General features: G+C 44.7%; 22 protein-coding genes and 1 tRNA gene. 13 read left to right on the top strand and 10 right to left on the bottom strand.

Annotation, left to right across the window (positions count from 1 at the left end; translation table 11 throughout):
* Positions 1 to 11: 11 nt before the first annotated feature.
* Complete coding sequence (locus ACTJJJ_RS30930) at positions 12 to 707, bottom strand: hypothetical protein (protein ID WP_440703832.1); 696 nt, start codon at positions 705 to 707, stop codon at positions 12 to 14.
* A gap of 858 nt (positions 708 to 1,565) precedes the next feature.
* On the opposite strand from ACTJJJ_RS30930, the gene ACTJJJ_RS30925 reads away from it, so the two are divergent.
* Positions 1,566 to 1,757 carry a hypothetical protein gene (locus ACTJJJ_RS30925; protein WP_440703831.1) on the top strand — a complete coding sequence of 64 codons (192 nt, stop codon included), beginning with the start codon at positions 1,566 to 1,568 and terminating at the stop codon, positions 1,755 to 1,757.
* A 162-nt stretch (positions 1,758 to 1,919) separates the two neighbouring features.
* Here ACTJJJ_RS30925 and ACTJJJ_RS30920 read toward each other — a convergent pair whose 3' ends face one another.
* A complete protein-coding gene (locus ACTJJJ_RS30920) occupies positions 1,920 to 2,282 on the bottom strand; it encodes an XRE family transcriptional regulator (RefSeq protein ID WP_440703830.1) in 363 nt (120 codons plus the stop codon).
* 203 nt (positions 2,283 to 2,485) lie between these two features.
* On the opposite strand from ACTJJJ_RS30920, the gene ACTJJJ_RS30915 reads away from it, so the two are divergent.
* Positions 2,486 to 3,442, top strand: a complete 957-nt coding sequence (locus tag ACTJJJ_RS30915) for a hypothetical protein (RefSeq protein ID WP_440703829.1) — start codon at positions 2,486 to 2,488, stop codon at positions 3,440 to 3,442.
* 123 nt (positions 3,443 to 3,565) lie between these two features.
* On the top strand, positions 3,566 to 4,537 hold the full coding sequence (rhuM, locus tag ACTJJJ_RS30910) for a RhuM family protein (protein ID WP_440703828.1): 972 nt from the start codon (positions 3,566 to 3,568) through the stop codon (positions 4,535 to 4,537).
* Positions 4,538 to 4,593: 56 nt separating this feature from the next.
* On the opposite strand, the gene ACTJJJ_RS30905 is transcribed toward rhuM, so the two are convergent.
* From ACTJJJ_RS30905 to ACTJJJ_RS30890, 4 genes are read right to left on the bottom strand one after another with little or no spacing between them, the layout of a single operon-like run.
* Complete coding sequence (locus tag ACTJJJ_RS30905; RefSeq protein ID WP_440703827.1) at positions 4,594 to 6,366, bottom strand: SAVED domain-containing protein; 1,773 nt, start codon at positions 6,364 to 6,366, stop codon at positions 4,594 to 4,596.
* Between the two features lie 4 nt (positions 6,367 to 6,370).
* Positions 6,371 to 6,850: a Mov34/MPN/PAD-1 family protein gene (locus tag ACTJJJ_RS30900; RefSeq protein WP_440703826.1), complete on the bottom strand. Its 480-nt coding sequence runs from the start codon at positions 6,848 to 6,850 to the stop codon at positions 6,371 to 6,373.
* A complete protein-coding gene (locus ACTJJJ_RS30895) occupies positions 6,843 to 8,603 on the bottom strand; it encodes a ThiF family adenylyltransferase (RefSeq protein WP_440703825.1) in 1,761 nt (586 codons plus the stop codon). The genes ACTJJJ_RS30900 and ACTJJJ_RS30895 overlap by 8 nt, the downstream gene beginning before the upstream one ends.
* Before the next feature lie 2 nt (positions 8,604 to 8,605).
* Complete coding sequence (locus ACTJJJ_RS30890; protein WP_440703824.1) at positions 8,606 to 9,658, bottom strand: nucleotidyltransferase domain-containing protein; 1,053 nt, start codon at positions 9,656 to 9,658, stop codon at positions 8,606 to 8,608.
* A gap of 123 nt (positions 9,659 to 9,781) precedes the next feature.
* Between ACTJJJ_RS30890 and ACTJJJ_RS30885 the strand changes: the two genes are divergently transcribed.
* The 3 genes from ACTJJJ_RS30885 to ACTJJJ_RS30875 are packed head-to-tail and all read left to right on the top strand — an operon-like array spanning position 9,782 to position 11,619.
* Positions 9,782 to 10,453, top strand: a complete 672-nt coding sequence (locus ACTJJJ_RS30885) for a sigma-70 family RNA polymerase sigma factor (RefSeq protein ID WP_440703823.1) — start codon at positions 9,782 to 9,784, stop codon at positions 10,451 to 10,453.
* 3 nt (positions 10,454 to 10,456) lie between these two features.
* Complete coding sequence (locus ACTJJJ_RS30880; RefSeq protein ID WP_440703822.1) at positions 10,457 to 10,813, top strand: hypothetical protein; 357 nt, start codon at positions 10,457 to 10,459, stop codon at positions 10,811 to 10,813.
* Positions 10,810 to 11,619, top strand: a complete 810-nt coding sequence (locus tag ACTJJJ_RS30875) for an ImmA/IrrE family metallo-endopeptidase (RefSeq protein ID WP_440703821.1) — start codon at positions 10,810 to 10,812, stop codon at positions 11,617 to 11,619. Before ACTJJJ_RS30880 ends, ACTJJJ_RS30875 begins: the two co-directional genes overlap by 4 nt.
* Positions 11,620 to 11,855: 236 nt before the next feature.
* On the opposite strand, the gene ACTJJJ_RS30870 is transcribed toward ACTJJJ_RS30875, so the two are convergent.
* Positions 11,856 to 11,928, bottom strand: a tRNA-Phe gene (locus ACTJJJ_RS30870).
* Positions 11,929 to 12,164: 236 nt separating this feature from the next.
* On the opposite strand from ACTJJJ_RS30870, the gene ACTJJJ_RS30865 reads away from it, so the two are divergent.
* The 4 genes from ACTJJJ_RS30865 (at position 12,165) to ACTJJJ_RS30850 (ending at position 15,454) form a co-directional block, all read left to right on the top strand.
* Positions 12,165 to 13,523, top strand: coding sequence for a 4Fe-4S dicluster domain-containing protein (locus ACTJJJ_RS30865; RefSeq protein ID WP_440703820.1), 1,359 nt, complete (start codon positions 12,165 to 12,167; stop codon positions 13,521 to 13,523).
* Positions 13,524 to 13,535: 12 nt separating this feature from the next.
* Positions 13,536 to 14,333, top strand: a complete 798-nt coding sequence (locus tag ACTJJJ_RS30860) for a (Fe-S)-binding protein (protein WP_426292541.1) — start codon at positions 13,536 to 13,538, stop codon at positions 14,331 to 14,333.
* A gap of 90 nt (positions 14,334 to 14,423) precedes the next feature.
* Positions 14,424 to 14,924: a hypothetical protein gene (locus ACTJJJ_RS30855; RefSeq protein WP_188939047.1), complete on the top strand. Its 501-nt coding sequence runs from the start codon at positions 14,424 to 14,426 to the stop codon at positions 14,922 to 14,924.
* Positions 14,925 to 14,971: 47 nt separating this feature from the next.
* A complete protein-coding gene (locus ACTJJJ_RS30850) occupies positions 14,972 to 15,454 on the top strand; it encodes a gliding motility lipoprotein GldH (protein WP_188939048.1) in 483 nt (160 codons plus the stop codon).
* A gap of 9 nt (positions 15,455 to 15,463) precedes the next feature.
* On the opposite strand, the gene ACTJJJ_RS30845 is transcribed toward ACTJJJ_RS30850, so the two are convergent.
* The gene (locus ACTJJJ_RS30845; RefSeq protein WP_229223362.1) at positions 15,464 to 16,681 is read right to left on the bottom strand and encodes an AI-2E family transporter; all 1,218 of its coding nucleotides are present in this window, start codon (positions 16,679 to 16,681) and stop codon (positions 15,464 to 15,466) included.
* On the opposite strand from ACTJJJ_RS30845, the gene ACTJJJ_RS30840 reads away from it, so the two are divergent.
* Together ACTJJJ_RS30840 and ACTJJJ_RS30835 are read left to right on the top strand one after the other, a co-directional pair.
* Entirely contained in the window at positions 16,680 to 17,489 is an 810-nt protein-coding gene (locus ACTJJJ_RS30840; RefSeq protein ID WP_440703819.1) for a hypothetical protein, read from the top strand. The two genes, ACTJJJ_RS30845 and ACTJJJ_RS30840, sit on opposite strands and share 2 nt — an antisense overlap.
* Positions 17,490 to 17,576: 87 nt before the next feature.
* A complete protein-coding gene (locus ACTJJJ_RS30835) occupies positions 17,577 to 18,287 on the top strand; it encodes a response regulator transcription factor (RefSeq protein WP_188939050.1) in 711 nt (236 codons plus the stop codon).
* A gap of 3 nt (positions 18,288 to 18,290) precedes the next feature.
* Here ACTJJJ_RS30835 and ACTJJJ_RS30830 read toward each other — a convergent pair whose 3' ends face one another.
* Complete coding sequence (locus ACTJJJ_RS30830) at positions 18,291 to 20,786, bottom strand: AsmA-like C-terminal region-containing protein (RefSeq protein ID WP_440703818.1); 2,496 nt, start codon at positions 20,784 to 20,786, stop codon at positions 18,291 to 18,293.
* A 212-nt stretch (positions 20,787 to 20,998) separates the two neighbouring features.
* On the opposite strand from ACTJJJ_RS30830, the gene lysS reads away from it, so the two are divergent.
* The gene (lysS, locus tag ACTJJJ_RS30825; protein WP_440703817.1) at positions 20,999 to 22,714 is read left to right on the top strand and encodes a lysine--tRNA ligase; all 1,716 of its coding nucleotides are present in this window, start codon (positions 20,999 to 21,001) and stop codon (positions 22,712 to 22,714) included.
* A gap of 63 nt (positions 22,715 to 22,777) precedes the next feature.
* Here the strand turns inward: lysS and ACTJJJ_RS30820 are convergent, their stop codons facing one another.
* Positions 22,778 to 22,972: a cold-shock protein gene (locus tag ACTJJJ_RS30820; RefSeq protein ID WP_188939053.1), complete on the bottom strand. Its 195-nt coding sequence runs from the start codon at positions 22,970 to 22,972 to the stop codon at positions 22,778 to 22,780.
* Positions 22,973 to 23,294: the final 322 nt, after the last annotated feature.

Raw genomic sequence — 23,294 nt, 5'->3', positions numbered from 1 at the left:
TGCTTGGCTGATCAAAATAATTTGACTATTTTCAAATAGTTCATAACAAAACTAGCGGTCGGAGTTGTCGTGAGACTTCGTATGGAGAGTTCCAAAACGTCACCTGCAGTGAAATGTCCAAACGTTGCCCCTTGAAAATGTACAAAACCAGCTACACCTGTTTGTCCGCCGGGTAAAGCGTCCAAAATATCCTGTGTAGCCAAAGTACCATTAACCAGTAAAACAAAACTTAGCTGATGTGCAGACACATTGTCAGTTACATCCTTTGATGTTCGGCCCATCACCATATAATAGCCAGTAGTGGGCACCGTGAATTGTGAGGTAGCAGGATTGTAATTATTTCCGATATCCACAATTTCAGTTGGCATAACTATTCTGTTAAATCCAGAGCCGCCGACTACTGTTTGAGCACCAGTATTGCTTGCTTCAACATATACGCTTGGACCAGCCGCTTGCCAGCTTCCCGCACCCACCGCATCTGAGGTAAACACTTTTCCAGCACCCTGGGTACCATCAGTAATCGTAACCTGGCCAGTTGTTTTGTCCACTTTCATCTTACGACCGGCCGTAGAAGCTTCGACTTCTAGGTTGGAGTTTGGTTCAATGGTTGTCGGGTTCGTTCCAATCTTAACCTGTGCGAAGGAAGTAGACGATACTGTAAGCGCCGTTATAAATACAAGCGCTGAAAATAGTGTAGTTGTTTTCATGTGAAATACTTGTTTTGCGTTTAGTGAACTGAATGAATAGAATGTTTATGGAAATCCCTGTCCGCAGCCTTGTAATTAAGGCGATTGCCACTTGCCAGAAAGGCATGCGCGAATTATTTAGATTAGCTTAAGGTGCTGTTTGAGGATGAGCGATTCACTTGTCCAAAAATAGAATCGCTTTATGAAATAATTTGTAAGTACGCGAAACTATGTGTAGTAGATATATCTCTATATATTAGAGATATATCTACATTTCTTGTAGTATACCATATTTGACAACACAAAGAGAAAGGTCTGGTGACTGACAGAATTACTTTGATAATCAGTTGTTTATAAAGGTAATCCTTTCGTCGACACGTCCATAAGCAGCTTAGGGAGAACAACGGCATCCGTTGTCTGCGTGGCTCGGGAGATAGTTGTGGTGATCCCGCAAAAGGGGATATGGACAACTAAGAAAATCTATTTAGTATAAGGCAACCTATGCACACTTGGGTGTTGCTCTGAAATTGCAATTGAGGAAGTGCTTTTCAGTAGTGGTCAGAAATACTTCGAGCCTGGAAGATCTTATGCAAAGCTCGACAGAAGCTCAAAAATTTTTTTGTGACCACTACATTGGCAGAAATTAAAGCTCACATAACCAATTCCCGTCAGCTCAGTTTTTGATGGCCCAGCTTTCCGTGATTCAAAAAAGGCGTTGAGAGCATGCCCCGAAAATTAGAGATCAGAAATCATCATCACTGTGATTTATACTCCAAAGGTTTCATTATTTCAGTTCCAGCCCTTCTGATCGTTACGGCTTTGAGTGTCGCAGTGGCCATCAGCGGTTACCGGTGAAGCAGCCGCTTACACGAAAACGATATGAAATTTCAGATTGCCAAGCAGCTCAGTCCCGCTCTTACAGCTAAGGCTGACAGCACTTATTACAGAAATCCCAACGAGGCTGAATTTGAAACGCAAAAGCTTGAAGCGCATGAACTGTCGGTCAGGCAGGCAGAGGCGTTGTTGAAACAGAAACAAAAGGAGATTAATGATGCGCAAAAAGGCGCTTAAAAAGCTTAAAAAGGAGTAAAGAGGATCGGTTTCGGATTCATTGTGATCAAAAAATCATCTTTCAGATCTAAAAGAATCTTTCCAGACGAAAATGGTGATGGTTGTTTAAGAAAGTTCGAAAAAGTTTGTATTTGTAAGCAAAAGTTTGCTCTGCAAGCTGTCTTATGATTTGCCGTCCAGTAGTCTTTGAAGAAGTTGATTTTTTTCTTGCTCTGCCTGCAGTAGACGCTCGTAAAGCTTTTTATTCTCTTCAAGCGCCTCAATCCATTTATCTATTGGATTTATGTTAAATGTTGGGTTGTAATTTACCAAGCCATTAGTGTCATGGAATGTATTTGAGATAATATTTATAGCTTGCTCTTCATCAAAGTTCTTGATAGCATCCGAGGGAACCTTTAAAATCCGCGCAATCTGGTCTAATATATCCTGCTCAATTACTTCCTTCTGCTCCAAGAGGGACACTCGTTTCTGAGTCCAATCATCACCCAATTCAAAAGCAAGCCCCTCTTGCTTGATTTGAAGCATTTCCCGGAAACGTTTTACGTTTCTGCCTTGGTGTATTGTTTTAGTCATGTCAGAAGATGAAATCACACTATAAATGTAGTACTATTGGAGTAAAAGCAAAGTTCTAAAATAGTCGTTTGCGGCTGAAAATCCCAATTTTGAGAATTTTTTAGAAATTTACTTTAACCGAGCTTCAGGGATGTTTTATCCTAAAAAGCCATGTTATGAGATTCATTTCCGAAGGCGCAGACTTGCGCCCACTGTGGATGTCCCCCGAGGAAGTCAGTGATCCCTCAAAATTGATAAGTCACTTTTGCAAGACCCACAGCATCGCTGATTGCAGATTTTTGCTTTGGCAAATGTTAAGCAACTCCATATCAACTGGAACCCCTCATATACATGCATCAGCCGGAGAACAACTTTACTTCTTTGAAAACCTGATGCCTTTCCTAGAAGCAGTGTTTTTGATGCAACATGAAACCAAGCTGACCCATGATGAAAGCTCTGAAACCGAGGCAATAGGCGGAAACAGCAACAAAGCCCGAGTTGAGGAGAATCACCAAACTGGGGCTTCTGGTGAGCTGTTTCAAGCTATCGGCTCCAAAAGAGGCAAGTTTAAGAGAAAGCAAAAGCATATAAGGAACCATTCAATTTGGTATCGACAGCGGATTATCGATCCCTTCAGAGTTATTGCGGATTTTTTTGACGCATATTCACTTATGAGCTTCAAAGCCAATCTTTATGATGTACTACAAGCCGTTTCTGCTGATCATTTTTACCAGAAAGGAAGCCCAAGCGATGTATTATACATATTTGAAAGGTTAGAATCTGTGATCAACGCAGCATATCTGATTAATAATGGAGGAATTCAGGCCAAATTTATAAAACCTGGTGACCTCATCGAGAGAGTAAAAATCAGGCAAGAGATAAACAGCTCATGGGAAATGTTACCGTCGTTGCTAAATTCAGAGGAAATGACAAATCCGCAGAAGGTTCTTACCTCCTTTTTTGACTACAAATCTCTAAGGGACTGGAAGCAGGAGTTAACAGAAGTATATAACTTCGCTTTAAGCAAACATCCAGCCTGCGAATGGGGCGTCTGTATTGACAGTCTTTCTGTCTTCGTTTATTCCGTTAAGCTAGTGGAGGCATTATACCTTTTCCATAGCGAGCATATATAGTAGGACGCCATCTTATAGCTACGATAAGCTAGTATGGCATTCCACAAGAGCCATAAACAACTAACAATCAAAATGTTACGAGCCAAAACTAAGGTGCAAGGCTTAATTCTTTAAATTATTGAAATGCAAAAGCAAATTGAAATATATCAAAGTACTGATGGTCAAACTCAAATAGAGGTAAAGTTCGGAGAAGAAACCGTTTGGTTAAGTCAAAGGCAGATGGCTGAACTATTTGATAAGGATGCAGATACCATCGGGCTGCACCTGAAAAATATATTTGTCGAGGGGGAGTTGGAAGAGGAGGCAACTACCGAGGAATCCTCGGTAGTTCAGCAGGAAGGTAGACGTAACGTACGCAGGAAAATTAGGCTTTATAATCTTGATGCTGTCATTTCCGTAGGCTATCGAGTGAATTCAAAACGCGGTATCCAATTTCGCCAGTGGGCAACCCAACGCCTTAAAGATTATCTGATCCAGGGCTACGCCGTTAACGAGATACGCCTGGCTCAAAAGCAACAAGAAGTTCAAACCTTAAAAGACGGAATCCGAATATTAAGCCGAGCAATAGAGACGAATATTAACCATGATGACCTCAGCTGGCTCGAACAATTTGCCAAAGGGCTTGAGTTGCTTGACGACTATGACCATGAACAATTGGATATGCAAGGCATTACTGTGCGTCAGGCCATATATCCTGACCTGGCTGCCTACCAAAATATAATTGTAGCCATGAGAACCGATTTCGACTCGGCCATTTTCGGAAAAGAAAAAGATGACAGCTTCCAAAGTTCTATCGCTCAAATCAGTAAGGGCTTTGGTGATGTCGATTTTTATCCCTCAATTGAAGAAAAGGCGGCTACCTTACTCTATTTGATAATCAAAAACCACTCGTTTGTTGACGGAAATAAGAGGATTGCTGCCGCATGTTTTTTATTCTTTTTGGAGGTCAATGACCTATTAAAATCAAAAGAAGGCGTTCCAATTATTAGTAATGAAGCGCTTGCAGGGTTGACCCTTTTTTCGGCTGCAAGCGGAGCCGAGCAAATGGAAACAGTTAAGAGACTGATTCTCAGTGTACTTAATAGAAATCAATAACTCATAATATACGACTCGCGAAATGAGAAGCATCGTGAAATGTCTTACCCAATATTTCAACGAGGTAGTGCGCCACCCAGCTGGTGAGCCGCCTCAAATATACCTTCAAAAAACAATTTGACAGATTCATGGTCTCGATATAGAAATGCTTCCATTAGTTTTCCCATATTAGCATTTACAGCATCCTCACGTCTAAAAAACTTAGCGTTTTCCAAGACGATACCAAGGGACAGCTCTACTGATTTGTCAATTTCCTCCATTGACATAAAAATTCTTCCAGAGCCAACCGTCACTTGAGGACCTATGAGTTCAATTGTTGGAGCCTGTGAAAGTACTTTCAAAGCAATACTTAGACTATCGCAACGGTTTACTTGTATATGCCTCCAATACCAGTTCAATAGCCGCCTTACGGACCTAACTTGAAACCGGGTTACTTTCGCACCTGGAATGAATGCCCAGGTAGAACGTAAAAGAAGATCCAACTGTCCTGTCAAAAAGTCAATCTCACGATCTGTTACCTGTCTTCTGTTATTTAGCTTTGTATAGTCTAATTGATGCATTATGGCATATAAATCTGCCATGTAGTCCAACCTTTCAAGACAGTTTTCAAATCTGCCGATCCCTTCGACGCTAAATTTAGTCAGTGAATGGTGATGGTGGATGTATTCATGAAATAGGAATAGTCTGATTAGCTCTTCCACCTCATTTTCATCTTTACAGGCCTTCCAAAGTCCAATCAACATAGAGTCACTAAACTTCCATTCGTTACGAAGATTGGTATACTCATTCCCGGGACGCGGTACCCGATCTATCCTGTCCTTTTGGTTTACCACTTCCCATATCGCAGGCAGCGGCGGGAAGGGTCGGACCTCCTTTAGAATTTCATGGTAGGAGAGTTGGTCAAACCAGTTAGCTTCTTTTGCCCTCTCTTTTTTGTTATCCGCATACTGTTGGACTTGATCTAATACCCTTGGAAATATTTCCTCCCTAACTTTTCTAACGCTCTCAATTTCATCCTCGGTCAATTGAAGCGTGCTAGATCTAGCCTCCTCCGCTGTGAGATGTATAGCTTTTCTTTGCCCTGTTGCCGTGCGATACCTGTATGTTTGCACTGTTACATTATTTCGTAACTGCAGTTCCTGGCCTATCACGAAACAAACCGGGGCGGGAGCAGCAACAAAAAGATGAATCAATGACAGATTAGGCCTGTTAAGGATCAGCGACGCAAGAGCTTCTCGAAACTGTAACCTGATCTCCTGAACATGACGGTCACTCCTAACAACGCTCGCAACCGAAGGCACCAAACCGTCCAACTGGATCCGAATGTCAGCCAACCGATCCTTGCCTGTCACCGATTCCACTCCATCATCATCGATGGCAGCCGATATTTCAACCCGTATTATTGCAACCCCGCTTTGCGTTACTATTTCCTTTGGTAAGCCTAGGGTTTTAAGCTTTAAAGCCTTGTCTTCCTTATCCCAGTCCCAGGAATCATTGTCTCTATCGTAGTTGAACGTTTTCACGTAACGAGAGTCACTCAAGTATGCTCCCAAAGTAATGATATGAGGAATTTCCGCTATGCCGAGGTACAATACTTTCACCGCCTCCTTAGCGTCAGCTAGCTTGTGAATCTCCCTAGCCTTCTCCAAAATATAACTTTCTGAGTCATCCCATACTCCCCCTTCTATATCGTATTTTTGCATGTCCACCTCCACTATCTCCCGAGGTAACTTAGAATCCGCGTCGGACAAAACACTGAGTGCTTCTTTTGTATCGATTGAGCGTAATCCAGGCTGGATAATTATTAATAAATTTGAATAATCGTTCATTATATTAAATTTGATTTAGCTGTTGAATTTTGAACGGTTTACGGTAAGCCTTCCAAACTGCAAATGTTTTCGTACCGACAATTACAAAGTACAAGGCCTCCCTTTCCTCGAAGACTTTCTTACATTGCAATTTCCAGGCACGAATGTCTCGCTTTGACGGTTTCGGATGACATTCCGCGTGTGTATGCCACTCCCCAAGGTAATTGCAGGTGCCTTGACTTTCAATCCATTTCTGATCTAAGATAGATTGATGAGGGCGAGCTGATCGTGAAAATCCAAACCGATTCTGCTGATCTCCGAGCATCGGCATTGTAATGTCATCGATGACAACATCATGGTTGCCACTTATCAAACGCCCTAGTAGGATGCCACCCGCCTCCGGCGCAGCTATGGACGTTTGGGAAAACTTAACCATGCGAGACAAAATTCCCGACGAAAACTTCAACAACCCCTTATTGTGCTGAAAAACAACAATGTCATCCATTAGGCTCACGTTTCTTGCCACAAATAGGGCAATTTTCTCTAAAAAAAAACCTGCTTTGTTGATCAAGATTTTCTTGGCTTAAATTGTACCGCTTGTTTAAACGGTATCCTTCCTCCAAAAAAGTGCTTGAATCTCCCTTCCAAGATATGAGTTCGTTTTTGCACTCCCTCGATAAGGACCTTAACGCCAGGCGTACTGATTGGACAGCTGTTCGTACAGAGTCCAAAGAACCGTAAGGTGTGTACAAACTGCCACATCCGCTTAAATCTTTCAAAAAAGATTGATCGGCTGCCGCGAAGGCAGCCCTGTTAATCAAGCCCTCTTCTGTAAAATCATAAAGACATTCTAAACATCCTGGTAAATGCGGATCTTGGACTACAATCGAATGCCCACCTATACCATACGGTTCTAGCCAGGTGAATAATACAGGCGTATTTTTCTCCGGTTGACGTATCAATCGATTTATAAAGCGATTAATTGTCGGTTCACCGGTAGCAAGAATTACGAGATCATAAGAGATCCAGTCAAACTTATTATCTAAGAGAAGGTTCTCAATACGAGCAGTAATAGTGTTGATCTGGACGAAAGGAACATTCTGCTCTAGTTCCTGCCTCAACGCTTCTGTCTTAAAATTTCCGACTGCATATTGACCTACCGCATGCCGTAATACGTTTTCATGAGAAAGTACATCATTGTCTATCAATGTGAGAGTTCCAACGCCTGCCTTCGCGAGTTCAGTAATGATGTAACCTCCCACAGAGCCGCAACCTATAACGGCAACGCGTTTTTTTTCAAGTAAGGGACTCGCTCCCCCCCGTGGGAAAAGATAATCTCTATCTACACGATCAACAAACACCGGCTGGAGGCCGGTTATTTCTGAACCTTCAAAGAGCGGGTGTCGATTCGCTACTCCCGTGAAATATACACCGAATACGATCATACCACCTGCCGGTCTCCGTAATCCGAATATGACTAACTCTTTCCTTTTGTAGTCCGATGACAGATATTTTAATTTTCTCTTCGTTTCGGTGGAGGTATATTGTTCAAACATATTTTGTACAAAATTCAATGTCCAAAAGCTATCGTGAGGCGGTGGTAATAATTCACATTGCGGTTCCAATGGGATGTATACAGCTGTGTGATTCAGAAACTTCATCTTCTTCGCCTCGGCGGAGAACGATCTGATCTGGCTTTCGTCATCAGCAACGAACGCTTGCGGCTTTATTTTCGAATTGTTACTGATCTCTTTGGCCAATAAAATTTTCTTTGCACCGTGCGATAACCTTAAAACACCTTTGACGGAGATAGAATTGGGTAAGCGGGCCCAATACTCTGAAAAGCTATTGATTAAATCACTTCTATTTTCACCAGTGCTGCCATCCATAAGAGTCTTTGTCACTCTTTTTAAAGCTTCTACAACGATCGTCTCAGGATTATCGAAGTCTAGAAGCTGGCTGTCAGCAGCGGAATAACATATGTACCCATCATGCTCTAAATGGGGTATTTGCCCTAAAACATCATGCGGGCGTAGGTAGACGATCGGAAGAGATAACGGAAAAGAGATGGTAAATCCAATATTGATTCCAACTTTGACACCATTTATCTTTATGAATCCCTCAATCGCAGAAACTATCCCCTTGGATCTAAAATCCTTCGGTAACGTCGCCATTACGGTCCATTGATCAGATTCCAATAAGCTTATAGAAAGCCGCTCAACAATCGAAGGCAAATCGTAAGTAGGATAATCATTCATACTCAGGCAGATTCATGCGTCCCGATTATTCCGGCAGATCCAGATCGTTGAGCCGTTTGGCTTTTTTCCGGTACTGGGAAATCATTGCCAAAGACCTTCTTACTCAATTTTTCACAGGCAGTTACTGGATCCACGTCATTTTTCGCGGCGAGCAATGCTTCAGAGAAAGCCATCAGACATTCTCCAAATGCTTTCATTTGTTTTGTTGTCATCTTTTCAAACAAGTCATTACCTGGGGCCACGGGGAGATGCACCTTCAGTCTTTCGGCGGCGGATGTGTAGTCATATTGAAAATTAGCCAACATACTCTCGACCAAGGATTTTAGGGCTTCCAAGTCGTTATACTTCTGGGATATAGGATCGGAACAGTGTGGTTGAAACCAGTTGTACGCAGCAACTGTAAGCGCAATCCCACGAGGAGCTTGGTATCCTTCGCTTGCGAAGTTGAAATCTTTCCAACGCTTTAAGTACCGGATTATTCTTCTAAACTGATGACGTTCGTTTGTCTGAGCAAACTTCCTCTCCAATAAATCTGCAAGCAATCTAGGATTAGATTCTATCCATAACCTTTGACTTGAATCCGAGTTCTCCCTGCCTATTGCCAAGTAATCCAGGCCTGAAGCATTTTGTGAACCTGCCGAGTAAATCGCGATGTCGACATGATAAATTTTCTCACTATTTTGCTGGTAGAATACCGTCACGCATGGACGTCTTACCCTCACCTCCTTCGTATGTCCTGACAACGCTTCGTAAACGCGGCTTTTCAGTACAACCGGATCTACATAATCATCCTTGGATATCTCAAAATAAAGGCCCTGATCTATGTCGAAATCTCCGTTGAGGGGCTTAATACCGGTCCCTAGTTCATAGGAGCCCTGATCTCTGAAATAGTACTTCGGGCATTTCTCTCCATATTTTTCGAAGATACCCGGCAACCTATCATTCAATTTTGTACGTATGATATCTCTCTTCTCAATGAGTGTTTTCTCCTCGTTGAATCTGCCCAAGCGGATTGACGCGTTGAACTTTTCAAAATACTTCTGCAAATCTGCCATTTTAAAATTCCGTTTAAGTTAAATTAAATCACCGTTTAATATGATAAGTGGGAACCGTGACAAAGTACTGTGTCACGGTTTTTATTTATATATTTGAGCTCCCCCAACTCTATCTATAGTACAATGGAAATCGAAAAAAAGCCATTAATTGAAACCGGTGAGGATTCGGATGAAGATCTGCTCGTCATCATTTCAATGAAGGATGAAATTGAAGCCCGTAAATCTGCGTTTGATACTTTTTATAATAGGCACGCGGGATTCCTGTGGGAGTATATCAAAAGAACTGGCACCTATATTTTCTCTGAACAGGAAATGCACGACATCTTCAATCGTTCCTTTATGAACGTTTATGACTATAGTGATTCATTTGACCTGAGAGGAGAATCAAGCCGTGAAATTATTGGAAAAAAGATCAGAGGTTGGTTGGTCGCAATTGTTAAGACTCAGGTAAAAGTCTATCTGAGCAAGGGAAGATTTATTGCAAACGACGAGATTTTGAACTATCAAAAAATGGTTCGCGCATCAAAGTCTTCTTCTCAACCGACTGTCTCGGGAGAGATTCTTTCAAAAGCTCTTTCTACGCTATCAGAAAGAGAACAGCACATCCTGCTAACTTATTGGCAGTTTCATGAACCAGGACAAGGGGAGCAATCCAAAAATATGCCATCTGTTGTTCTCGAGTCTTTATGTGACAGATATGAAACCTCCAAGGCTAATATCCGGCAAATTGTACATAGAAGCTACGGTAAGGTAGTTCAATTTATCAAGACAAATTACCCTGATAGCCTTAAATAAATAATGGAACACGATAATACATTTGAATCGGATCGCTCGGCCGAAGATAGAATAGATGACCATCTATTAAGGTCTCTGAAAGTCCATGGTTTCGTTTTTTCCGACACGGAAGACGAAGTAGAAGCATTTTATCTAGATTATCTCGCACAAAGTCCCCCTCTGCCAGAAAATCTGAGAAATTCTTCGGATATTTTTAAAAATAATGAGGTAAAAGAAACTAGAATAATCGATCTCCCTTCAAATAAGCAGGTTGTTGAGAATTTGGCACAAGCGGCAAGGGACGGAAGTAATATTCCTGTCGAAGTAATGGAAAAAATGAAAAAAGACAGGCTTGCCACTGAAAAATCAAAAAAATCATGAGCTCATTTTTCTGGGAAGCTAGAAAACGAATCGTTGGCTCATTAGCAGAAGAAATATCTTCCTACTATTTCCCTCTTCAGTCTGTCGATCCTGCTCTTATTGCGAATGACGAGGGCATTACATTTAGCTACGGAAATTACCAGAATTCATTTGATGGCTTGTTGCAACATCAATATGGAAACTTCCATATTTATATTAATCTCGACCGTTTACAATTCGAAAATGCTCCGAGAACGCGTTTCACTTTTGCCCATGAATTAGCCCATTATTATATTGATGATCACAGAAATGCATTAAAAAATGGTCTAGTCCCTAGTCACCCGTCCTTCAACGCCCTTTTTTCCAAAAATCCTGTCGAAATCGAAGCTGACTATTTTGCAGCATGCCTACTAATGCCGTCAAAAAGTTTTCAGAGCAGATGTTTAAAAAAACCACTATGCTCAGACTTAATAGCCGAATTGGCGAAATACTTCAATACGAGTATTTCTTCGGTCATATTCAGGTATTTTGAACTAAATATGTTTCCTATGGCTATTGTGTGCTCAAAAAATGGGCGCATTGAATGGGTGCGACCAACTCGGGACTTCAAATACAAAAAATTTTACGACAAAGGAGACGCAGTGCCAAATTCAACGGCTGCTGGAGAGTTTTTTTTTCAAAATAGAAAGTATGAAACGACAGAGATTGTTTATCCAGATGACTGGTTCCTAGACGAAGAGATGGACACATCGGAGCAACTGTACGAAAAATGTTATTACCAATCTAACAATACTGTTTTTAGTCTAATTTGGAAAAAAGAGAAGTAGCTTCCTGATTACCGAGGAGTATGTATCATTCGTGAAGAATAGTTGTTCGAGACGCCACCCGTGCAAGTAAGAGCACTACGTTTGTTCTAGTTCAAGAACCAAAGCTCGGTATTCCTGACAAACCCTGAAATCCGACAATTTGAATCTAAAATTTTCGTCTGTAAACTATTTTGTAAACCAAAAACAATAACGCCTTGATAAATCATTGATTATCAAGGCGTTATGACATTTTAAAGTGGTGATGGACGGAATCGAACCGCCGACACATAGATTTTCAGTCTATTGCTCTACCGACTGAGCTACATCACCGATTCAGTTGGTACCTTTTGGGACTGCAAAAATAGATGTCTCTCTTGGGTTTACAAGCGTTCAAGCAAAATATTTTTTCAAATGTTTATAAAAATGTTTCATCTGAGCGCTATCCAGTTGACTTTCTTTAACTTACAAAAAAGACATTTTATTTAATACCAAATCCATTTGCGCCGAAATACATTTTTATCATACCTTGTTAGTATGCAAGCATACCAAACTAGCCCCATTTCGCTATGGCGATCATACAGCAAATCATCTTTATAGCCGCCCTCGCAGCGGTGGCTTGGCTGATCTACCGGCGCGTCGGCATTATCGGAAAGACGATCCGGCTCGGGAAGGATGAGGACCGGACCGACCAGCCCGCCCGACGACTGTCGATTATGATGCGCGTCGCGTTCGGGCAGAAAAAGATGTTCGATCGCCCGCTGATCGGCTTCCTGCATTTCGCAGTATATGCCGGGTTTATATTGATCAATATCGAAATACTGGAAATCATCCTGGACGGTGTTTTGGGCACGCACAGGGTGTTTGCCGGCCCGCTGGGTTTCTTTTATCGTGTTCTGATCGGCTTTTTCGAGTTGCTGGCATTGGGTGTGCTCATTTCCTGCTCGATCTTCCTTATCCGCCGCAGCCTTCTGAAAGTTGAACGTTTCCAACCGGCGCGTCATCGTGAAATGAACGGCTGGCCGCAGCTCGACGGTAAGTTAATTCTCGTCTTTGAGATCGTACTGATGATCGCGATCCTCAGCATGAACGCCGCCGATAGCGCATTGCAGGACCTTGGATCCGCGCATTATCCACTCGCGGGCGACTTCCTGATCAGCCAGTGGCTGAAACCGCTTTTTGCGGGATGGAGCGAGGGCGCATTGATCGCCTACGAACGCGTCGCGTGGTGGATTCATATCCTCGGGATATTCGTTTTTTCTGTGTATCTCACCTATTCAAAGCATTTGCATATTGCATTAGCATTCCCCAATACCTATTTCTCCCGCCTGGAACTCAAAGGAGAAATGAAGAATATGCCCGAGATTACCCAAGAGGTGAAAATCATGCTGGGGCTGGAAACACAGGCGGGTGATGCCGCGGTCCCCGAGCGGTTCGGTGCAAAGGATGTGGCAGATTTGAGTTGGAAAAATCTGATGGACGCCTATTCGTGTACAGAATGCGGTCGCTGCACAGCGGCATGTCCGGCGAATATGACGGGCAAAAAGCTTTCGCCTCGGAAGATCATGATGGACACGCGCGATCGCCTCGAAGAAGTCGGCCGCAATATGTTGGCTAACAAGGGCGAATTTGTGAATGATAACAAAAGTCTGCTCGGTGACTATATCCTGGAAGAGGAAATACTCGCGTGTACCACGTGTAATGCATGCGTGCAGGAATGTCCAGTGCTCATCAACCCGCTCGACATTATCCTGCAATTACGCAGGCACAAGGTCATGGATGAGGCGCAAGCGCCGGGTTCGTGGAATATGATGTTCCAGAACCTGGATACCAACCAGGCGCCGTGGAAGTTTTCACCGAGCGATCGTTTCAACTGGGCTTCCGCAGTGGCGGATAGCGGCCCGGAAAGCAATTCAACAGCGTCATAAAGCATTATAAATATGAGTGAGATCGCATACCGGGTGCCTACAATGGCCGAAATGGCGGCAAATAACGAAACGCCCGAAGTTTTGTTCTGGGTAGGCTGCGCCGGCTCGTTCGACGATCGCTACAAAAAGGTGACGGTCGCTTTTGTGAAAATACTTAATAGCGCCGGGGTGAAATTCGCGGTGCTTGGTACCGAAGAAAGCTGCACCGGCGATCCGGCGCGACGGGCGGGAAACGAGTTTACGTTCCAAATGCTGGCGATGTCGAATATCCAGGTTTTGGATATGTACAATGTAAAAAAGATCGTCACGGCGTGCCCGCATTGTTTCAATACACTTAAAAATGAATACCCGGCACTGGGCGGAAATTACGAGGTCCTGCACCATTCGGAATACCTTCAGCAACTGATCGATGCGGGTCGCGTGCGCTTGGAGAGTGGCGAATCATTTAAAGGGAAAAAAATAACTTTCCACGATTCGTGCTACCTCGGCCGCGCGAACGATGTGTACGAAGCACCGCGGCATGTACTGGAAGCGCTGGATGCGGATCTGGTCGAAATGAAACGCTCTCGTACGAAGGGGCTTTGCTGCGGCGCAGGCGGTGGGCAAATGTTCAAGGAGCCTGAACCAGGAAAAAAAGATGTGAATATCGAGCGAATCGAGGAAGCATTGCAGACCGGCGCCGATACGATTGCCGTGGCTTGCCCGTTTTGTATGGTAATGATGACCGACGGTGTCAAGAACAAGGAAAAAGAACAGTCGGTGAAAGTATACGACCTTGCCGAACTTATCGCACAGGCAAAAGATTTGTAGCCGGAAGTTACGAGAACTATGCCGTTAGCACGGTTGTTTTAAAATAGCAATACAGTAAACCGTTTGACCGGCATTTAACCCTTTTTAATCATGTACATCCCTTTTAGTGATATCGATTTTCAATCCCGGGTCTGGGTTTATCAGGCCGATAGGGAGCTGACACCCCAGGAAACGGGAATTATCACCGAAACGCTGAAAGCTTCTCTCGACACCTGGGAAGCGCACGGCAAACCACTCACCGCATCCGGGAAAATATTCGAACACCGCTTCGTCGTGATCGCCGTCGACGAACGCGACGAGCTGCCAAGTGGTTGCTCGATCGACAAATCAGTGCATTGGTTGCAGGAAATCGGGCAACGGATGAACATCGATTTCTTCGATCGCTCGCTCGCTTATCTCGATGACCATGGCCACGTGCAGACTATCCCGGTACCGAAAATCAAGCAGGCGATCATTCAGGAAACGATCCAGCCAACGACCACGGTCTTCGATAACCAGGTTGGCACGAAGGCACAATGGATGAACGGCTGGAAGATCTCCGCGTCCAATTCGTGGCTGAACCGTTATTTTACGGAACAAACCAGTTTATAGAGAGCGAGAAACAGGTACTTTTGCAATTCAACATATCAGAGTCTTTCATGAAGTTCTTCCGGCTGGCTGTCGTCGTCTTTTTTGTGTCCCTTTTATCAGGTTGTGATGAAAACGTCGTCTACAAGGCCCATGAGGACATTGATGACGGGCTCTGGTATATTAAAAACAGGCCTTCGTTCAAGGTTGAGATCACCGATACGACCCAGACTTATAACCTGTACTATTTGCTGAGGAACGCACTGCAGTATCCTTACCATAACCTTTATATTACCCGTAACTTCACCGGGCCCGACGGAAAGGTCATTTCCAATACATTGGAAGAGGTTTTCATTTCAAATGAAGTCACTGGCAAGCCTTACGGCCACGGCCTGGGCGATCTGTTCGACCATAAAATCCCTTTCCTGAAAAACTACCGGTTTCCGCGTTCGGGAACCTACACATTTACAATTTCACAATCCATGCGCCAGAACCCGCTTCCATTTATCATCAGCGCAGGCATTAGCGTAGAAAAAATCCCGGTAAAAAAATAACGAAACGGCTTATACAGCCGGCGGCGCAGGAGGAACTTCACCCTCCGGCTTCTTCCTCGGCCTGTTGCGGTTTCGGCGATAAGGCTTTTTCTTGAATTCTTTTACAACGGTCTGCTCTCTGGCCATGTCGGCTTTTTCTTCCGCTACCTCATGCACGGGCTCTCCCAAAAGGAACCCGTAAGGTTCGAGGCTCGGGATCGTGTCCATGATCACTTTAAGAATTGCCGTAACAGGTAGCGCGAGGATCAAACCGGAAAGCCCCCAGAGCTGGCCTCCGAGAAACAACGCAATAATAGCAGCCAGCGGGTTCACACTCACCTTAGATCCTACAATGTGTGGTGTAATGAGATTTCCTTCGAGGAACTGCACGAAACTCATAACCCCTATTACTCCCACCGCATACCAGGGCGAATCCATGGTTACTATGGCCAGTAACGCCGGTAATATCGAACCGATGAGGATTCCGATGTAAGGTATCAATATCAGGAAGCCGGCCAGGAACCCGAAAAATATCGCATGCGGAACGCCCAGGATCAGCAAACCAACGCTGTTCAGTACGCCCACGATCAGGATCACGAGGAACAGGCCCGAGAGATAGCTCTGGATTACTTCATAGATTTTTTTCAGCAGCAGATTCAATTCCTCATTTGGCACGCTACGGACTGCCTTGTGCACAAACATCCTGAAAAAATCGCGGTAGAGGAGAAAAAAGAATATGTACAGCGGGATCAGCACAAAGGTTGAAATCGCACCGGTTGTCGTCACTAGCGTGTTGAGCAGCACAGCACGGCCTTCGCTCAACGCATTGATCAGGTACTTTTTAGCTTCGCTCACCTGCTGGGTCCGACTGATATTCAGGTAACGCTCCCCCATCGTGAGCGTCTGGTCGAGAATTGCCTCGGCTTTTTCGGTTATGCGTGGAAGCTCTTCCGCAAAACTGCCGATTTGGACGGAAACGACGTAAACAAGGACCACAATTACCGTAAACAGTGCGAGAATGCTTAACAGAATAGCTCCTATTCGCGGAACCCTGCGTACTTCGAGCCATGCGCAGACCGGGTGCAGCAGGATGGCCAGCAATATCGAAAATGCAAGCGGGATAATCGTTTCCCTGAGTATGTAGAGGATGTATACCGTCGCAATGAGCGCTACCAGCGAACTGGCGAGCTTCAGGTACACCGGGGTTTCTCTATCTTTGTTTGGAAGAGGACGCAACGTTGAATTCATGAACAAGTTGATATATCTGTGGTTAGCGGTCAAAACGGTGTTCTGTACCTGCCAGCCGGATCACAGAACGAATCATTTCAAGAAAGTTAATGCGCATTACAAAAATAGCAAAATAGGAAAGCTTCCCGCGGTAGCGTCGGAAAGTTCGGGATTGGCCAAAGGGCCACAGCCCGGTACATTCTGGACGCATAATGACAGCGGCGGCAAACCCGAACTCTACCTTTTCGACCTTGACGGTAAATTACTGGATACAAAAGCCGTTCCCAATGCGAAAAACACCGATTGGGAGGATCTCGCTCAGGACGGGGAAGGCAACATTTACATCGGAGACTTTGGTAATAACACCTCTCAACGCAGCACTTTCGATATTTACCGCTTCAATCCGGAAAGTAACAGCTCCGAGCATATTACTTTCCACTACCAGGCCGCAGCGCCCGACTGCGAGGCCTTTTTTTATCACCGGGGAAGTTTGTATCTTTTTTCGAAAAACTGGGGCAAGAACAAATGGGTTAAACTGTATCGTCTGCCCGCCGAACAGGGCGACCACACCATCGCCGCCTCGGATAGCATTCGCATCGACGCCCAGGTCACCTCAGCGGCTATCGGCCCGGACGGTAAAACATTCGCGCTGCTGACTTATGGGAAGGTGTTGCTATTTGAGACAGCCGGTGACAACATCGATTTCAGCAAGCCAAAGGGATGTTTTCGCTTTTCAAGGAAACAAACCGAGGCCGTTGAATTTTTGAACAATACCGATATGCTGATAACCAACGAACAGGGCGGCTTCTATCGAACTACTTTTCGATGATGTTATGTTTGTGTTAACAATAGATTTCCTCATGTAATGTGAACATCACATCCACTAATTTCGAATCGCGTTTTAATCAACAAAACAATGAGCACTGCCAAATCTGCAAACTCGGCCCCGAAAGTACTGGTAGTTGACGACGATTCCGATATAGTTGAACTTCTCGAATATAATTTAACCAAGGAAGGCTATTCGGTATTAACGGCTTCCAACGGAAGGAAGGCCATCGACATTGCCAAGGCATTTGTACCCGACCTGATCCTTCTCGACATTATGATGCCGCAACTCGATGGTATCGAAACCGGAAGGATCCTCCGCCAGAACCCCGATATCAGGAATACCTACATCCTCTTTCTCACTGCCCGTTCGGAAGAATATTCGGAAGTAGCGGCGTTCGAAGTAGGTGCCGACGATTATATCACGAAGCCCATCAAGCCGCGTGCATTGATGAGCCGCATTAATGCACTGTTCCGCCGTGAAGCCCAAAAAGCCGAGTCGGGCGATACTATTGAAATCCTTGACCTGTCGATCAACAGGAAGAACTATACGGTAACCCAGGGCGGGGAGAAGTCGACTGTTCTGCCTAAAAAGGAATTTGAATTGCTGTTTTTCCTCGCGCAAACACCTAATAAGGTTTTCAGCCGCGACGAACTGCTGCAAAAGATCTGGGGTGCAGACATTTACGTACTCGAGAGAACCGTCGACGTTCACATCCGCAAATTGCGGGAGAAGCTTGGTGACAGCTACATCAAGACTTTGAAAGGAGTGGGCTACATGTTCAGTAACGAGCGGGAGTAACCGTTACCGCTCTACGCCTTCCAGCTTTTTGACCTCAGATTCCTCGTCTTTCGACTTGTCCTTCTTCTTTCTGCGGAAGGCAAGTTTGATATTGACCTCTCCGTTTTCATCGATGGCCCGGAGGAATATTTTGGAGCCATCTTTCTTTTCTGGATTATTGGGATCTAAAACGTAGGTCGAATCACGTTTTTTGAGGTTGCTGAGGGGAATTTGAATGTTGATATCGGTTTTGTTCCCAAAGCTGTAAATACCGTCGATGTAGAGTGTGAGCACGTTTGATTCAACTTCCATCGGCGCTATTTCCACCTCCTGCCCGCTAAGCCTGAAATCATTCCGGATGGGGGCGAATTTGACACGCTCGAAGTTCCTCTTTTTGAAAATGAGCTTCTTCATCTTCATGAAAGGCTCGAAGTTAATAATGTACGCATTCGTCAGGTCGATCCTCAGCAAGCCTTTCATACTCGAAGGCACCAGCTTCACACTATTATTCAGGGTTGATTCAAAGCTGAAATCGGTGTTCAGGATACCTTTCAGGTTCTCGTGTGTAAGTGTTTTTTGTCCAAAATCGTCGAAGGAGTAAAAAACGGAATGAACATCCGCGTTCGCTATCTTTCCGCGGACAGCCATGCGTGGCATTTTACCGGCATTGTCCATCTCTCCCGAAATTCGCACCTGACCTTTGCCAAAAGCTTTCAACTGAAAATATTCGATGCTTACCGCATTGTTGCTGATCGTAAACTGACCTTTCACATCCCGGCCCGTAAAGTGCCGATACATTACTTTTTTGGCGTCCAGTTTTGCGACGATCTCCAATTTGTCGATCGCATTGTCGAGCAAATCCGAAAGTTTCAGCGAGTTTTTGGGTTTCGACCTGGTGGTACCCCTTGCCGCGAGCAGCGTTTCGAGCCAGTTCAGTTGCCATTCCGGAATGTTAATGTCGACATTGGCGCGCAACGGTTTGGGCGAGCCGAAGAGATAAGGTATCAGGTCGAGCAGCGTTCCACGCACATAGAGCATATTCTGGCCGTCGTGAAACCGGAGATTGGGCAGCACCATCACCTTTTCGTTGAAAGTAAGATCTCCGTTGACTTTGCTGATTCTTACTTTCTGCGGCAGGTAATCCATCGCAATATTTTTAAGCATAACCTTCCCAGTGACCTTTCCGTCAAAGTTGTCGTTTTTGGCATTGTAGAACTTCCTCAAATTACCGCTGAAATGGAAGTCGATCCTGGCCGAGCCATGTTTGAAACGGTAACGAGCGGGATCGAGTAATGCACCCATATTGGTGGAATCAGCTTCGATACGGCCATCGATATCCGCCCTTGGGTTGCGGAAGTTATTGACAACCAGCTTGAATGCGAATGGTATTGTTTCGAAAAAGCCCGTGATCTTGGGTGCTATCAGCCTCGAATTGAAGACATCGGCCAGTTTTGTCGTATCGGCGCGGTTGGTGAACGTGCCGGAGGCCCTCATTTTGCGTAGCACACCCACCGGAAGATTGTACCGGAATGTATCTGTTTCAAAATGCACATCTACCTGTGGTTTAAGTCCCGGTCGGCCTAGTATTCCGGCTATTTTGACCTGCGTATCCACATTTGTCTGAACGCCGATCGAATCGATCTGTTTTTGCAGCCGGTCGTTCAGCAATGGTAATGCATTCTTAACCGCAATACCTTTTGCATCGAAGTTGAGATGGAATATTTTAATGGTATCCGAAAAGTCGAAAACGCCGTTAATTCCAATCCGATCGTGTGTAGCGCTTTCGAGCGTCGAAGGATAGATTTTCAGCTGCTTTTCATCATCGTCATAACCCAAAACCAAGGCCAGTGAAGTTTCCTGATTTTTCAGAAAAGTACCTTTATCGACCTTAAACGTCAATCCATTGAACAGCACTGCCCCTGTCAAAGTAGCGTTCGTACTCGAATCTGTTCGTTCGATAATGTTAGTGGCGTCATGAAAGAGCGCACCGTAATACTTCTCTTTGACAGAATCGGAATAGGCCAACGCAAAATTCAGAAAGCGTACATTCCCCAATTTTTCTATGATTTTATCGGGGTCCTTTTTTTCTGACTTATCTTTCTTCTGATCGTCGGATTTGAAAATCGAAGCATTCGAATAACCATCCCGCTGAACGAACATTTTTAGGCCGCCGTCTTCGAGCACCAGGTTTTTTACTTGTATGTCTCCTGAAAAAATACGTTTGAGGTCGAGTGCGACGTGAATTTTCTCCGCTTGAAGAAACGGTTTATGGTGAACGTTGTAGAGCGAGTCGGTCAGCTTTACGTCGTACAACGTAAAATTCAATCCCAATCCGCCATAAAACGGTCGAAACTTAAAATCCCCTATTTCGAGGTTTCCGTTAAGATTTTCATTAATCAGTTCCTGCGCCCTCCTGAATAGCTTTTCCCTGTTTTTATAAACCCAAAGTTCCACAGCTCCGAACAGCAACGCACCGACCAGAGCGACGATACCGATGATTTTTAAGGCCTTTTGAAACATGAAACGAAGAGGTTTTAGCGCTATTGATGAAAGAGGAAGAATTCGCTCCGATTTACAATATAAGGAAGACAATAATAGCGTGCCAGAAATAATGTCCCACCGGCAGTTACAGCATCTTACCGGCCGCCATACTCGCTATTCAACGCAAAATGTAGTAGTTTTGCGCACTCTTTTGGAATACCTAGTTCCATTTACCAATCCATTGCTGTAAGATGCTACTGAGCGAACAGGAAATACTGCGCCGTCAAAAACGCGAGGAACTCATGCGAATGGGCATTGAGCCTTATCCTGCGGAAGAATTTGTCGTAAATGCCTACGCGGCCGACATTCTTAAAAACTACGAAAACAATAAGATCGACTATAAACACGTGACAATGGCCGGTCGGCTGATGGGCTTCCGTATTATGGGAAGCGCTGCATTTGCCGAGTTCCAGGATGCCACGGGACGTATGCAGCTGTACTTCCGCCGCGACGATCTTTGTCCCGGCGAAGACAAGACTTTGTATAATACCGTTTTCAAAAAACTGCTCGATATCGGCGATATTATTGCCGTAACGGGTTTTGTTTTCACGACGCAAACCGGTGAAATCTCCGTGCACGTGCAGGAGTTCAAAATACTGAACAAATCGCTTCGCCCGCTGCCGGTTGTGAAACGCGACGAAGACGGGAATGTGCACGACGGCTTCACCGATCCGGAGCTGCGTTACCGCCAGCGGTACGTGGACCTGATCGTGAACCCGGAAGTTCGCGATATATTCATCAAACGGGCACGGATCATCACCACTATGCGCTCCTATTTCGATGCGAATAGCTGGGTGGAAGTTGAAACGCCGGTACTGCAATCCATTCACGGCGGCGCAGCTGCACGTCCGTTCACGACACATCATAATGCGCTCGACCTGGGTCTGTACCTGCGCATCGCGACCGAGCTGCATTTGAAACGCCTCATTGTGGGCGGCTTCGAAGGGGTTTATGAATTCGGGAAGCTGTTCCGCAACGAAGGAATGGACCGTACCCACAATCCCGAATTTACAACCGTGGAGCTTTATGTGGCTTACAAGGATTACCTCTGGATGATGAATATGACCGAGGAAGTGCTCGAAAAAGTGGCGGTGGCCGTCAACGGTACTACCAAAGCGAAATTCGGCGAGGTTGAGCTGGATTTCGCGGGACCTTATCCGAGATTAAGCATTACCGACGCGATCAAGCAATATACCGGCCTGGACGTAGAAACGCTGGACGAAGTAGCGATCCGTGAGCAATGCCGCGCCTGGGGAATGGAAGTGAACGAGAGCATGGGCAAAGGCAAGCTGATCGACGAGATATTCGGGGAAAAAGTAGAATCAAACATCATTCAGCCTACTTTCATTATTGACCACCCGGTTGAAATGTCACCGCTGACGAAGAAACACCGCACCAAAAAAGGGATGGTAGAGCGTTTTGAGCTCTTTGTGAATGGCAGAGAAATCGCAAATGCTTACTCTGAGTTAAACGACCCGATCGAGCAGAAAGAGCGCTTTGAAGACCAGCTGCGCCTGAAAGAAAAGGGTGACGACGAAGCGATGGAGATGGACGACGACTTTATCCGCTCGTTGGAATACGGTATGCCGCCCACCGCGGGTATCGGTATCGGTATCGACCGCCTCACCATGCTCCTGACCAACAATGCGAGCATTCAGGAAGTGATTTTCTTCCCCCAAATGCGCCCCGAAAAGAAAGCGGAGATCGCGAAAGAGTCGGATTACGTAAGCGCTGGCGTACCGGCGGTGTGGGTACCGGCGCTGCAGAAGATGAATATCCTAACGATCGAGCAACTGAAAAGTGCAAATGCGAACAAGATCTTCAATGATTTGGGGGGAATGCGCAAGAAGCTCAAAATAGACGAAAAAATGCCATTGCTGGACGACGTGAAGTCCTGGGTGGAATAGCTTATAAAATAAAAATGCCGCTAGTGAGCGGCATTTTTATTTTCTCTTGCAGAAAAAATACAATTATAACTTTTTTACCTGCACAGCGTTAAGTCCTTTTTTTCCTTCAACGACTTCGTATTCCACTTGGTCATTTTCACGGATAGTAAGTCCTCCCAATCCTGTCACATGGACAAAAATGTCCTTTTTTGTGTCGTCTTCCACGATGAAGCCGTATCCCTTAGCTTCATTGAAAAATTTTACAGTACCTGTTGGCATAATAGTTGAAATAAAAAAATTGAAATAAGGTGAAAATACCGGAGATATGTAGGCGTTTCAGTTAAAAGTCGAAATGGCTCTACCAAATAATTGAGGGAGGCTCAACGCATTAGCAAAAGAAATTTTGGAAATTCTTCCGAAGACATCTTGATTATAATGAACTACTTACAAAATCTTCAATCACAAAGAAACAAAAATTGTTTGTAAAACAATTTATTTGATTAAAGAATTTGAAAATTTAACGAGCAAGCGGTATTTTGCCATTTTGGCTCATTTAAAGCAAATTTCATGCATCAAAATTGCATATTCCAGTGAAAATCGC

This window comes from Dyadobacter sp. 22481 (assembly GCF_052044875.1).
Taxonomy (GTDB): Bacteria; Bacteroidota; Bacteroidia; order Cytophagales; family Spirosomataceae; genus Dyadobacter; species Dyadobacter endophyticus.
Note: the sequence above shows the minus strand (reverse complement) of the source record. Positions and strands in the feature narration are given on the sequence as shown.